This window comes from Rhodopseudomonas faecalis (genome assembly GCF_003217325.1).
Taxonomy (GTDB): Bacteria; Pseudomonadota; Alphaproteobacteria; order Rhizobiales; family Xanthobacteraceae; genus Rhodopseudomonas; species Rhodopseudomonas faecalis.
This window is the reverse complement of record NZ_QJTI01000006.1, coordinates 56251-68769: the sequence shown is the minus strand read 5'-3', so window position 1 is coordinate 68769 and position 12519 is coordinate 56251. Positions and strand designations below refer to the sequence as shown.

The following is a 12519-nucleotide window of genomic DNA, read 5'->3' as shown; positions in this document are numbered from 1 at the left end:
CCTCGCAATATAGAGTTCCCATGCGCGCCGAAATCGAAAGGCTCGTCGAAGAGATCAAGCAGTCAGTCGGGCTGCTGAGGAGGCATCTTTGACGTCGACCAAGCCACTGCACGCCTCGCTGAGCTGAACAAGCTCGCTGAAGACCCCGAGCTCTGGAACGATCCGCAAAAGGCCCAAAAACTGATGCAGGAGCGTACCTCGCTTGAGGATGCGCTGGCCGGCATCGGCAAGGTCGAAAACGAGCTTGAGGACAATGTCGGCATGATCGAACTCGGCGAGGCCGAGGGCGACGATGCCGTCGTGGCCGAAGCCGAAGCCGCCTTGAAAGCTTTGAAGAAGGAAGTGGCGCGGCGCGAGCTGGAAGCGCTGCTGTCCGGCGAAGCCGATCGGTTCGACACCTATCTCGAAGTCCACGCCGGCGCCGGCGGCACCGAGAGCCAGGATTGGGCGTCGATGCTGCTGCGCATGTATGTGCGCTGGGCTGAAAAGCGCGGCTTCAAGATCGAGTATCTCGAAGAGACCGAGGGCGAAGAGGCTGGTATCAAGTCGGCGACCATCCAGATCTCCGGCCACAACGCCTATGGCTGGCTGAAGACCGAGGCCGGCGTGCACCGCCTGGTGCGGATTTCGCCTTACGATTCCAACGCGCGCCGTCACACCTCGTTTTCGAGCGTGCAGATCTTCCCGGTGGTCGACACCTCGATCAAGATCGACATCAACGAGAGCGATGTTCGCGTCGACACCATGCGCTCGGGCGGCGCGGGCGGTCAGCACGTCAACAAGACCGAATCGGCGGTGCGGCTCACGCACATTCCGACCGGCGTCGCGGTGGTGTGTCAGGCCGGCCGTTCGCAGCATAAGAACCGCGCCCAGGCGTGGGACATGCTGCGCGCGCGGCTGTATGAGATCGAGCTGAAGAAGCGCGAGGAAAAGGCCGCCGCCGACCAAGCCGCCAAGACCGATATCGGCTGGGGTCACCAGATCCGCTCCTACGTGCTGCAGCCCTATCAGATGGTCAAGGACCTGCGCACCGGGGTGCAGACCTCGGACACCGCCGGCGTGCTCGACGGCGATCTCGACGAGTTCATGGCCGCAACGCTGGCACAGCGCGCCTTCGGCGGCGGGCCGGGCAGCGTTGAGGACGTGGATTAATCACGCTTACTAGCTGACGCGATTGCCTGTGTAGCAACGGCAATCGCGTTGGCGTTTGTCGATCAGCTTGTAGTTTGAATCTGACGTCGCGACGGGTTGTGATCGCCCGCCGCGCGCTTTTTCTATAACGGGCGCTGATTGATGCCGGCGAGACCCGTCATGCCCGCGCTTGTCGCCGCATCCACGTCTTAACAGCTCAGCTCAATCACAGACGTAGATGGCCGGGACGAGCCCGGCCACCATGACTTGCAGAGTGGTTGGTATCAATCGCCGTGGCGTGACTAACCCGCGCCGCCGAGCCGCACGCCTGCGCGCAAAAACTTCTGCGGATCGACAGGCTCGCCGTCGATGCGGGTTTCGTAATGCAGATGCGGGCCGGTCGAGCGGCCGGTCGAGCCGACGGCGCCGACGATCTGGCCGATCTTGATGACGTCGCCGACCTTGACGTTGATCGCGGACAGGTGGCCGTAGCGGGTGGTCAGGCCGTTGCCATGGTCGATCTCGACCATGCGGCCATAGCCGCCGCTCCAGCCGGCGCCGACCACTTTGCCCTGCGCGGTGGCGCGGACCGGATCGCCCATGCTGCCGCGGAAATCGAGGCCGGTATGCATCGCCGGACGGCCAAGGAACGGGTCGGTGCGCACGCCGAAGCCGGAGCTGAATTCCACTTCGCCGACCACCGGCTTGCGGTACGGCACCAGCGCCAGGGTGCGGTTGAGCCGCTCGACCTGGGCGCGCGAGATGTTGATGCGATACAGCTGCTTCTCGAAGCTGGCGCTGTTGCTGGACGGCGTCTTGACCGGCACGAATGGCCCGCCGATGCCGCCGCGCGGTGTCGCGGCTTCCATCTGCGCAACATTGAGGCCGAGGTCGCTGAGCACGCCGCGCATGCGTCGCGCCCGGCTTTCAAAACTCTCCTCGACCACGTTGAGCACGGCGACCTGCCGGCTTTCGATCTGATCGAGCGAGCGTTGCAGCTTGGTGATGACGTTGTCGACGCCGGCGTTCTTGGCCAGTTGGGTCGGGCCGGCGGCAATGCGATTCGGGGTGCGGGATTCCAACCGGGCTTCCCGGTCGGGCGGCGCCACGAAGATCACGGTGTCGCTGATCGGCGACGGTTTGGGGATGCTGGAGCTGCCAAAATCGGTGATCGGGGCTTGGCGCGCTGGCTTGCCGATCGAGCCGGTAATGCCGACGTCCGGCAGCGTGCCGAGCGCGTTGGTGCGCGACTCCAAGAGGCTCTGGCGACGCATCACTTGTTCGAGCTTTTGGTCGAACTGTTCCTGATCAAGCAGCTGCCGGCTGGTGGTGCGATCGACCTTGGCGCGCAGCTCGGCGATGCGGTCCTCATAGGCGTATTGCATCTCGGCCTGACGCGCGATCAACCGGGTCAGTACGTCGTCGCGGAACGCGAAATAAGTCGCGGTCGCCGCCGTCCACAGCGCGAGCAGCACCACCGAGCCGACCACGATCCAGAACAGCACCGGCCCGATCCGCACCTGCCTGCCGGCATGAACGATCGCGTAACCGCCAGGTGCCGCGGCGACCGCGTGGCGCGGATGGGCAGAGGCCGGGTAACGCTGCGGCGGACGGCCATGGTGCTGGCCATAGTGCGGCATGGGTTGAGGAGGAGGACCGGAACGGTGAGGCATCTTGGCTTCCAGGCGCCGGTCGGAATACAGATCCGCCGGCTTAGTTCGCCGGCGGATTTGACCCCCTCATAGTTAACATTCGGGTAAGACCAGCCGCTCACGGCTGCATTTTTGCTGCGGCAAGAACAGCTTCAGCGTGGCCATCGACTTTGACTTTGCGCCAGAGGCGTTTGACGCGACCATCGGTGCCGATCAACACCGTGGTGCGAATGATGCCCTCGAACTTCTTGCCGTACAGGCTTTTTTCGCCCCAGGCGCCGTAGGCTTGCAGCATGGCGTGGCGCTCGTCGGAGCCGAGCGGCATGGTCAGTTGATACTTGTCGCGGAACTTGTCCTGCGCGGCCGGCGGATCGGCGGAGACGCCCAGCAGCGCGGTGTTGGCCCGCTCAAACTCCGCCGCCAGCCGGGTGAAATCGACCGCCTCGCGCGTGCAGCCGGAGGTGCCGGCACGCGGATAGAAGAACACCACCAATTGGCGCCCGGCAAAATCGGCAAGGCCGATCGTGCCGCCGCGATCGCGTGGCAACGAGAAGCTTGGAGCGCGGTCGCCCTCCGCCAGCGCGCCGCTCGCCGCAGGAGCCGCGGCGCTCTTTGACGATTTGGCGCCGGCGCCCTGCGACGCTGAGGCCAAGGCTGTCTTGCGCTTCGCTGGCGCGTCATCGGCCGCCACCTTTTTGGCAGTCTTGCGCGGCGCGGCCGTCTTGCTGCGGCTGCTGCGCGGCGCCGCTGCTTTGGCTGTCGCGCCGGAACTAGAATGATTGTTACGCGGTTGCTTGGTCATGCGCCTTCCTTTCGTCGCTTTCCGCGGGCCAATAATCGCCGGTTCACCGACGTGGTGGCAATCAGGTGCATCTGGGCAAGCGCGTAGGCGTCGGGGTATGGTCCACCGGATTCGTGACCAGCAGTCCCCGTTGCGAGCAAGGCTCACGGGGCCGGGAGATGCACATTCGTAATCGAACGAGGATTGGCAGCAGGGCCGCGATAGCTGCGCGGGGAGCGTGGCAGCGGGCATATGCCGAAGGACAATCAGGCGTCGCGCACGCGCTCCCATTGAGAGCCTATGCCAAGGACTGAGCCGCCCCCCACGCCGCATCCCCGTGCCGAATCCGAGCCCGATGGTTGGCATGAGCACGGCTGGCCCGATCATCACCATGATGAAGACGGCTCGCAGCGCGCACGGATGCTGCTGTCGAGCCCGCAGGCGCGGCTCCATCGTTTCGCCGACGGCACCAATTCGCTGGTCAGCTGGCTGAGCAGCGGCCGCTGGCTGCCGCGCATCGTGCTGTCCGTCACCGTGCTCGGTGCGCTGTTTACCGCCTGCTTTGGCGGCCTGTGGCTGCGGCTCGGTGCCGGGCCGATCGGTCTCGATCTGGCGACGCCATGGCTGGTGGCCGCGATCGAACAAAACCTCGGCAATGGCAACACCGTCGAAATCGGCGGCACCCAGATCGAGCGCGCCGGCCGGATTCGGGTCGCGGTGCGCATCCGCAATATCGTGGTGCGGGACCGCGAACGCGCCATTGTCGCCACCGCGCCGAAAGCCGAGGTCCGGCTGTCCGGCGCTGCACTGCTGATGGGCCGGCTGCGCGCCGAGAGCCTGAAGCTGGTCGATGCCGAGCTCGCGATTCGCATCACCCCGGATGGCGAGGTGACGGTTTCGACCGGCGACACGGCGCGGCCGCTGGCGACCGGTATCGCCAAGACAGTGATACCGCCGCCCGCCGCGACGCCCAGCACCCCGGCCGCAACGCCATCGCCGGGCGCACCCGCGACCGCGGTCCGGACGCATGGCCGCGACGAAGCCTTTGCCAGCCTGCTGGCCGGGCTGGATTGGCTCGATAGCCTCAATCTCAGCGGTCTGGATGGCCAGAACCTCAACGAAATCGGCCTCAAGAGCGGCAATCTGATTGTCGATGATCAGCAGAGCGGCAACCGCCTGACCTTCGAGAACGTCGCGCTGAGCCTGCGCCGGCCGAGCGGCGGCGGCATTGTCATGAGTGTCGGCGAGGAGGCGGAGGCTGGCGATGATCCCAAGCGCGCCTGGTCGCTGCGCGTTGCGGTCGGACCGCAGACCAATGGCGTGCGCCCGGTGGAGCTGCGCGCCAACAATGTCTCCACCAAGACCATTTTGCTGGCGCTGCGGCTGAAGGATTTCACCTACACCGCCGATCTGCCGCTCAGCGGCGAATTGAAGGGCGAACTCGGCCGCGACGGCGTGCCGACCTTCTTCCGCGGCAAACTAGTGGCCGGGGCCGGGCACATCACCGACCTCGATACCCCGGAATATCCGATGCCGATCGATCAGGCCGAGCTCAGCGTCGAATGGGATGCCGGCCGGCGGGTGCTGGTTGCGCCGTTCAAAGTGGTGGCTGGCGGCAATCGCGTCACGCTGCTCGCCCATCTCGAGCCGCCCAATGATCGCTCCAACGACTGGCAGCTGGGTCTGAGCGGCGGCACCATCGTGCTGCCCGGCTCGGAGCAGGAGCCGCCGCTGATCTTCAATCGGATCGCGATCGGCATCCGCTTCGACACCGACGCGCACCGCATGACTATCACCCAGGCCAATATCAGCAATGGCGAGATCGGTGTCGCCGGTAGCGGCTTCATCGACTATGCCGGCGAACCGCGTCTGACGCTGGGTTTCACCGGCACGCCGATGTCGGTCGGCGCCCTGAAGCGCATGTGGCCGATCCTGATCGTGCCGGAACTGCGCGAATGGGTGATCGAGCGGATTGCGCGCGGCGCCATCCAGCGCATCGATATCGCCGTCAACTCGCCGTTCAAGAATCTGTCGCGGCGCGGCCCGCCGATCCCGGATGAGGGGCTCGCGGTCAACATCGTCGCCACCGGCGCGATGATCCGTCCGGTCGACGAGATGCCGGCGATCCGCGAGGGCGATCTCAAGGCTATGGTGACCGGGCGCACGGCGACGGTCACGATCGGCCAGGCGGTGGCTGATACCGCGCAGGGCCGGCGGCTGACGATGTCGGACATCGTGTTCGAGGTGCCCGACATGGCGCCGAAGCCGGCACCGGCGAAGGTCAAGTTCCGGGTCGAAGGGCAGGTCGCGGCGGTTGCCGAAATCCTGGCCTCGGATCGGCTCAGCGATGTCGGCGGCGCGTTGATCGACCCCAACACCAGCAAAGGCATGGTGGCGGCGCAGGTCGCGATGGGCATGCCGATCAAGCGCGAGCTGACCAAGGCCGACACCAGCTACGCGGTGACCGCCGATCTCACCAATTTTTCCGCCGAGAAGCTGGTGATGAACCAGAAGCTCGAGGCGAATGCCCTGAAAGTGGTGGCCAACACCCAGGGCTTTCAGATCAAGGGCGACGTCAAGATCAACGGCCAGGCCGCCGCGCTGGAATATCGCAAGCCGAGCGAAGGCGACGCCGAGGTCAAGCTGCAGGCCACGCTCGATGACGCCAGCCGCGCGCGGCTCGGTTTTGATCTCGGCAGCGGCCTGAGCGGCGCCATTCCGGTCAAGCTGTCGGGCAAGATCAGCGAACCGGATCGCGAAACCCGGCTCGGCATCGATGCTGATCTGACTGCGGCCAAGGTCGACAATGTGCTGCCGGGCTGGGTCAAGGCGCAGGGCAAGTCGAGCCGCGCGGTGTTCACTCTGCTGCAGCGGCCGCAGGCCACCCGGTTTGAGGACATCGTGATCGAAGGCGCCGGCGCCAACATCAAGGGCGCGCTGGAAGTCGACGAGAATGGTGATCTGGTCAACGCCAACTTCCCGAACTACGCGCCCTCGGAAGGCGATAAGGCGACGCTGAAAGCTGAGCGCGCGCCGGACGGCGTGATGAAGGTGACGATGCGCGGCGACGTGTTCGACGGCCGCGGCTTCATCAAATCGGCGATCTCCGGGCGCGACAACGACGCCAAGAGCAAGTCCAAGGCGTTCGATGTCGATATCGACGTCAAGCTCGGCGTGGTCGCCGGCTATTTCGGCGAGACGCTGCGCAGCGTCGATGCCAAGCTGTCGCGCCGCAATGGTGCGATCCGCAGCTTTGCGCTCAACGGCAAGCTGGGCCGCGATACCTCGCTGACCGGCGATCTGCGCGGCCGCGTGCAGGGCCGCGAAGTGATCTATCTTGAGACCAATGACGCAGGCTCGTTCTTCCGGTTCACCGACACCTACGGCAAGATGTATGGCGGCCAGCTGTCGCTGGCGATGGACCCGCCGGTGTCAGACCCGCGCGAGCGCGAAGGTCTGCTCAACGTCCGCGACTTCACCGTGAAAGGCGAAACCCAGCTCGACCGCGTGGTCGCCAGCGGCGCCCAGGGCGCCAATCAGGGCGCGAATTCGGGACTGGCATTTTCACGGTTGCGCGCCGAATTCACCCGGCAAAACGGCCAGCTCACCATTCGCGAAGGCGTGGTGAAGGGGCCGATGATCGGCGCCACCATTGAAGGCAGCATCGATTATCCGGGCAATCAGGTGCGGATGAGCGGCACGTTCGTGCCGATGTACGGCCTCAACAACATGTTTGGGCAAATCCCGGTGGTCGGGCTGTTCCTGGGCGGCGGCAGCAATGAGGGACTGATCGGCGTCACTTACGAAGTGGTGGGAACACCGGGCTCGCCGGTGCTGCGCGTCAATCCGATCTCGGCGATGGCGCCGGGCGTGCTGCGCAAGATTTTTGAATTCGGCACCGGGCGTCAGAACAACCCGAACGAGTTTCCCAGCCCCAATAATTAGCCGGGATCGCGAAGACCACGTCATGCCCGCGCTTTGTCGCGGGTATCCACGCCTTGAATCGCTGCAATATCAAAGACGTGGATGGCCGGGACGAGCCCGGCCATGACGTGCGGAGGGGTTGCTATCGATCGCCGTTGGCATGAGTAGTGAGAAGTAGCGCCGCATCGCTGCCATCACTCATCACTTGCAAGCATGAATAAGCTCGACCGCGCGGGCGCGATCGAGCTTAAAGACTTCGCCGTTCGGGTCTTACACCGGGCGGATCAGCACGTGCTTCTTCTTGCCGAACGACAGCTTGATCACGCCGTCGGCGTTGATGTTGGCGCCGGTCAGCGCCATGCGCTCGTCGGTGACCGGTTCGTCATTGACGCGCAGGCCGCCCGCCTTGATCTGGCGCCGCGCTTCGCCATTGGAAGCGACCAGATTGGTCTTTTCCGCGAATGCCGCGAGCACGCCGATGCCGGCGTCGAGTTCGGCGCGGGCGATCGTGATGCTCGGCAGATCCTGCGCGATGCCGCCTTCCTCAAACGTGGTGCGGGCGGTCTCGGCGGCGCGCTCGGCTGCCTCGCGGCCGTGCATCAGCGCGGCGGCTTCGGTCGCCAGGATCTTCTTGGCCTCGTTGATTTCCGAGCCCTGCAGCTTGGCGAGCCGCGCGATCTCATCCATCGGCAGCAGCGTGAACAGCTTCAGGAAGCGCTCGACGTCGGCGTCCTCGGTGTTGCGCCAGTACTGCCAGTAATCATAGGGCGACAGCATGTCGCCGTTCAGCCAGACCGCACCGGCCGCGGTCTTGCCCATCTTGGCGCCCGAGGCAGTGGTGAGCAGCGGGCAGGTCAAAGCGTGCAGCTGATGGGTGCCCATGCGGCGGCCGAGATCGACGCCGGTGACGATGTTGCCCCACTGATCGGAGCCGCCCATCTGCAGATTGCAGCCGTGGCGCCTGGCCAGCTCGACATAGTCGTAGGACTGCAGGATCATGTAATTGAATTCGATGAACGACAGCTCCTGCTCGCGCTCGAGCCGCATCCGCACCGAGTCCATGGTCAGCATGCGGTTGACCGAGAAATAACGGCCGATGTCGCGCAGCATCTCGATGTAGTTGAGCTTGGTCAGCCAGTCGGCATTGTCGACCATCCTAGCGTCGGTTTTGCCTTCGCCAAAGCGCAGCAGCTTGGAGAACGTGGTCTTGATCGTCTCCTTGTTGGCGTCGATCTGCTCATAGGTCAGAATCTTGCGGGTCTCGTCGCGGCCCGACGGGTCGCCGACCCGGGTGGTGCCGCCGCCCATCAGCGCCATCGGCTTGTTGCCGGTCTCCTGCAGCCAATGCAGCATCATGATCGACAACAGATGGCCGACGTGCAGTGACGGCGCGGTGCAATCATAGCCCACATACGCGACCACCTCGCCGCGCGCCGCCAGTGCGTCCAGCGACTCCGGATCCGAGATCTGATGGATAAATCCTCGGCTTTGCAGGAGGTTGAGGAGGTCCGATTTAAATGCAGTCATGATTTCGCGACTCTGATCTTCTTACGTCGCCCCCGTTTCGACACGACGGAGGGGCGATCTCAAGGCAACGCCGCCCAGCGCATCGGGTGGCATTATAAGATGTGGCTGCGTGAGACAAGGGTTGAACGGCCATGTCCGCACCACCTGCTGGAAGCTCTGCTCATGCTGATGACGGCACTTGGCCTGATGTCCGGGACCTCGCTCGATGGCGTCGATGTCGCTTTGATCGAGACCGACGGCCGGCGGGTGACGCGGCTCGGCCCTTCTGATTACCGGCCCTACAGCGATTTGGAGCGCGCCTTGCTGCGGCAGGCGCTGGCGGACGCAGCCCAGCTGACCAACCGCCAGGACCGGCCCGGCGTGCTGGCAGAGGCCGAGCGCATGGTCACCATGGCGCATGACGAGGCGGTCGAGGGCTTTCTTTCGCGGCAACGGGTCGCACGCCAGGCGATCGACCTGGTCGGTTTCCACGGCCAGACCGTGCTGCACCGGCCGGCGCAGCAGCTGACAGTGCAGATCGGTGCGGCGGCCGAGCTCGCCAAGGCGATCGGCATCCCCGTGGTGCACGATCTGCGCGCGGCCGACGTCGCGGCCGGCGGGCAGGGGGCACCGCTGGTGCCGGTCTATCACCGCGCGCTGGCGGGCGCGCTCAAACTGCCGGGGCCGATCGTGGTGCTCAATATCGGCGGCGTCTCCAACATCACCTATATCGACGGCGAGCTGCTGATCGCCTGCGACACCGGCCCCGGCAACGCGCTGCTCGATGATTTCGTCGCGAAAACCACCGGCGAGCCGTTCGACCGCGGCGGCCAGCTCGCGGCACAGGGCCGGCCGGATCAGCGCTGGCTGGATGAGGCGCTGCAGCAGGAGTTCTTTGCACAGGCCCCGCCGAAATCGCTGGATCGCAACCAGTTCGCCAGGCTGACGCTGCCGGAGCTGAGCCCGGCCGATGGCGCGGCGACCCTGACCGCGTTCACCGCGGCGGCGATTGCCAAGATCGTGCCGCTGTTGCCGCGGCCACCGCACAGCTGGATCGTCGCCGGCGGCGGCGCCCGCAATCCGGTGATGGTGCAGATGTTGCGTGACTATCTGGCGCCGGCGACGGTGAGCTGCGCGGACGCGCATGGCTGGTCGGCTGAGGCGCTGGAAGCGCAGGCGTTTGGATTTTTGGCGGTGCGCGCGCTGCGCGGGCTGCCGCTCACTTATCCGGCGACCACCGGGGTCAAAATCCCGATCACCGGCGGCCTGATCGCGCGGCCGTAGCGCCGATTTGCTAGCGAAAAACCGGCCGCGGGGCGAACCAGCGGCCGGTCTGGGCAAATGGCGTCAGCGCACGTTGTCGTAGGCGTGCGCGGTCGTCAGCGCACGTTGGCGAGACGCATGTCGAGATAGTTGGTCACCGACTCCATCAGCGGCTCAAGCTTGCCGTCGAAGAAGTGGTTGGCGCCCGGGATGATCTGCTGGTCGATCACGATGCCCTTCTGGGTCTTCAGCTTCTCGACCAGGGTGTTGACGTCCTTGGGCGGCACCACCGCGTCCTTTTCGCCATGGACGATCAACCCGGACGACGGGCAGGGCGCCAGGAACGAGAAGTCATAGAGATTGGCGGGCGGCGCGATCGAGATGAAACCCTCAACCTCGGGGCGGCGCATCAGCAGCTGCATGCCGATCCAGGCGCCGAACGAGAAGCCGGCGACCCAGCAGGCGCGCGCTTCGGGATTGATCGACTGCGCCCAGTCGAGCGCCGAGGCGGCATCCGACAATTCGCCGGTGCCGTGGTCGAACGAGCCCTGGCTGCGGCCGACGCCGCGGAAGTTGAAGCGCAACACCGAGAAGCCGCGATGCACGAAGGCGTAGTAGCACTGATAGACGATCTGGTGATTCATCGTCCCGTGGAACTGCGGGTGCGGGTGCAGCACCATCGCGATCGGCGCGTTCTTCTGCTTGGCCGGATGGTAGCGGCCTTCGAGACGGCCGGCGGGCCCGGTGAAAATAACCTCAGGCATTGATTTTCCTTGGTAAAACAGCGCGGCGACGCGGGCTCATCGGGGCCGTCGCGCGGCCTTGCTGTGCGAACAAAGGGACGATCAGCGCCATTGCAGTGATGGAACGGCGGATTGAACGAAGGCCGCGTTCTAGCATAAGGCAGCGGGCTAAATGCAAGCATATTAAGCACATCCGGGCCGTGGCCATGGTTCGGGCGGCGTCGATGTCGGGGGATTGACTGGCATTACTGACGCGGCGCGCCTACCGTGACGTCGCCATCCGCATTGGGACCCTGCTGCCTTGCACCGTATCCATCTCGACTGGAACGCCACCACACCGCTGCGCCTTGAAGCGCGCGCCGCCATGCAGGCGGCGTTTGAGCTCGGCAATCCGTCGGCGGTCTATGCCGAGGGCCGCAAGGCGCGCGGCGCGGTCGAGCGCGCCCGGCTGCAGGTCGCAGCCGCCGTCGGCGCGCGGCCGCAAGATGTGATCTTCACCTCAGGCGGCACCGAGGCCAATGGTCTGGCGCTCACGCCGAGCCTGAATAATTCCGGCCAAACCTATGATCGGCTGCTGGTTTCGGCGATCGAGCACCCCTCGGTGCGGGCCGGCGGCCTCTATCTGGCGGCGCAGGTCACCGAGATCGCGGTGACGCGGTCCGGGCTGCTCGACCTCGATCACCTGCAAGCCCTGCTGGCCGCGGCTGGCCCGGCGCTGGTGTCGGTGATGCTCGCCAATAACGAGACCGGGGTGATCCAGCCGATCGCAAAGATTGCCGAGCTGGTGCATGGCGCCGGCGGCCTGCTCCATGTCGATGCCATCCAGGCGTTCGGCAAGATCGCTTTCTCGATCGGCGAATCGCAGGCCGATTGGCTGACGCTGTCGGCGCACAAGATCGGTGGCCCGAAAGGCGTCGGCGCGTTGGTGCTGGCGCCGGGGCGGTTGCCGCCTGGTCCGCTGCTGCGCGGCGGTGGCCAGGAACAGGGCCGGCGCGCCGGCACCGAGAATGTCATTGGCATTGTCGGGTTTGGCGCGGCGGCGGAGACTGCGATCGCGAGTCGTGAGTCCGACATGGAACGGGTTGGTACGCTGCGCGATCAGCTCGAGCGAGCTCTGCGGCAGATTCCGGGAACCGAAGTGATCGCGGATCAGCAGCCGCGGCTGCCCAATACCACTCTGGTGGCACGCGCGGGCATGAAAGCGGAAACCACGGTGATCGGTTTCGATCTCGCCGGGATCGCGGTATCGGCCGGATCGGCCTGTTCCTCGGGCAAAGTCGAGGCCTCACACGTGCTGCAAGCCATGCAGTTACCGCCGGAACTGGCGCGTAGCGCGATTCGGATCAGCCTGGGCTGGCAGACCAGCGCAGATGACGTCGATCGCTGCGCCGAGGTCTGGCGAAAGCTGTCCGGCACCTTAGCTACAGGGGGCCACGAAAATTACGCGGAAGCACGAAACAGAGCTTGAACGGTTCCAAACTAGCTGATTTCATGTTCGCAGTTGCGTAAGCAAAGCTGA

At 65.3% G+C, this 12519-nt stretch carries 8 protein-coding genes; 4 read left to right on the top strand and 4 right to left on the bottom strand.

Annotated features, from left to right (window positions below; genetic code table 11):
• Positions 1 to 20: 20 nt before the first annotated feature.
• Positions 21 to 1152, top strand: a protein-coding gene (gene prfB, locus BJ122_RS06900) for a peptide chain release factor 2 (RefSeq protein ID WP_110780373.1) whose coding sequence is annotated in 2 segments (ribosomal slippage) — positions 21 to 89 and positions 91 to 1152 — 1131 coding nt in all. Because the reading frame shifts where the segments join, the coding sequence is not laid out codon by codon here.
• Positions 1153 to 1433: 281 nt separating this feature from the next.
• Here prfB and BJ122_RS06895 read toward each other — a convergent pair.
• Together BJ122_RS06895 and BJ122_RS06890 are read right to left on the bottom strand one after the other, a co-directional pair.
• Positions 1434 to 2804 carry a peptidoglycan DD-metalloendopeptidase family protein gene (locus tag BJ122_RS06895; RefSeq protein WP_110780372.1) on the bottom strand — a complete coding sequence of 457 codons (1371 nt, stop codon included), beginning with the start codon at positions 2802 to 2804 and terminating at the stop codon, positions 1434 to 1436.
• A 97-nt stretch (positions 2805 to 2901) separates the two neighbouring features.
• Positions 2902 to 3585, bottom strand: a complete 684-nt coding sequence (locus BJ122_RS06890) for a peroxiredoxin (RefSeq protein ID WP_110780371.1) — start codon at positions 3583 to 3585, stop codon at positions 2902 to 2904.
• Positions 3586 to 3864: 279 nt separating this feature from the next.
• Between BJ122_RS06890 and BJ122_RS06885 the strand changes: the two genes are divergently transcribed.
• On the top strand, positions 3865 to 7509 hold the full coding sequence (locus BJ122_RS06885; protein ID WP_110780370.1) for a YhdP family protein: 3645 nt from the start codon (positions 3865 to 3867) through the stop codon (positions 7507 to 7509).
• A gap of 249 nt (positions 7510 to 7758) precedes the next feature.
• Here BJ122_RS06885 and tyrS read toward each other — a convergent pair whose 3' ends face one another.
• Positions 7759 to 9015 carry a tyrosine--tRNA ligase gene (gene tyrS / locus BJ122_RS06880; RefSeq protein ID WP_110780369.1) on the bottom strand — a complete coding sequence of 419 codons (1257 nt, stop codon included), beginning with the start codon at positions 9013 to 9015 and terminating at the stop codon, positions 7759 to 7761.
• A gap of 162 nt (positions 9016 to 9177) precedes the next feature.
• Between tyrS and BJ122_RS06875 the strand changes: the two genes are divergently transcribed.
• Positions 9178 to 10278 carry an anhydro-N-acetylmuramic acid kinase gene (locus tag BJ122_RS06875; protein WP_110780368.1) on the top strand — a complete coding sequence of 367 codons (1101 nt, stop codon included), beginning with the start codon at positions 9178 to 9180 and terminating at the stop codon, positions 10276 to 10278.
• A gap of 95 nt (positions 10279 to 10373) precedes the next feature.
• On the opposite strand, the gene BJ122_RS06870 is transcribed toward BJ122_RS06875, so the two are convergent.
• Positions 10374 to 11021, bottom strand: a complete 648-nt coding sequence (locus BJ122_RS06870; RefSeq protein WP_027277051.1) for an alpha/beta hydrolase — start codon at positions 11019 to 11021, stop codon at positions 10374 to 10376.
• Between the two features lie 280 nt (positions 11022 to 11301).
• Here BJ122_RS06870 and BJ122_RS06865 point away from each other — a divergent pair, with 280 nt between their 5' ends.
• The gene (locus BJ122_RS06865) at positions 11302 to 12468 is read left to right on the top strand and encodes a cysteine desulfurase family protein (RefSeq protein ID WP_110780367.1); all 1167 of its coding nucleotides are present in this window, start codon (positions 11302 to 11304) and stop codon (positions 12466 to 12468) included.
• Positions 12469 to 12519: the final 51 nt, after the last annotated feature.

Coding starts and splice junctions, on each gene's coding strand:
- BJ122_RS06895 (WP_110780372.1), bottom strand. CDS start 2,804: ATGCCTCACCGTTCCGGTCCTCCTCCTCAACCCATGCCGCACTATGGC.
- BJ122_RS06890 (WP_110780371.1), bottom strand. CDS start 3,585: ATGACCAAGCAACCGCGTAACAATCATTCTAGTTCCGGCGCGACAGCC.
- BJ122_RS06885 (WP_110780370.1), top strand. CDS start 3,865: ATGCCAAGGACTGAGCCGCCCCCCACGCCGCATCCCCGTGCCGAATCC.
- tyrS (WP_110780369.1), bottom strand. CDS start 9,015: ATGACTGCATTTAAATCGGACCTCCTCAACCTCCTGCAAAGCCGAGGA.
- BJ122_RS06875 (WP_110780368.1), top strand. CDS start 9,178: ATGCTGATGACGGCACTTGGCCTGATGTCCGGGACCTCGCTCGATGGC.
- BJ122_RS06870 (WP_027277051.1), bottom strand. CDS start 11,021: ATGCCTGAGGTTATTTTCACCGGGCCCGCCGGCCGTCTCGAAGGCCGC.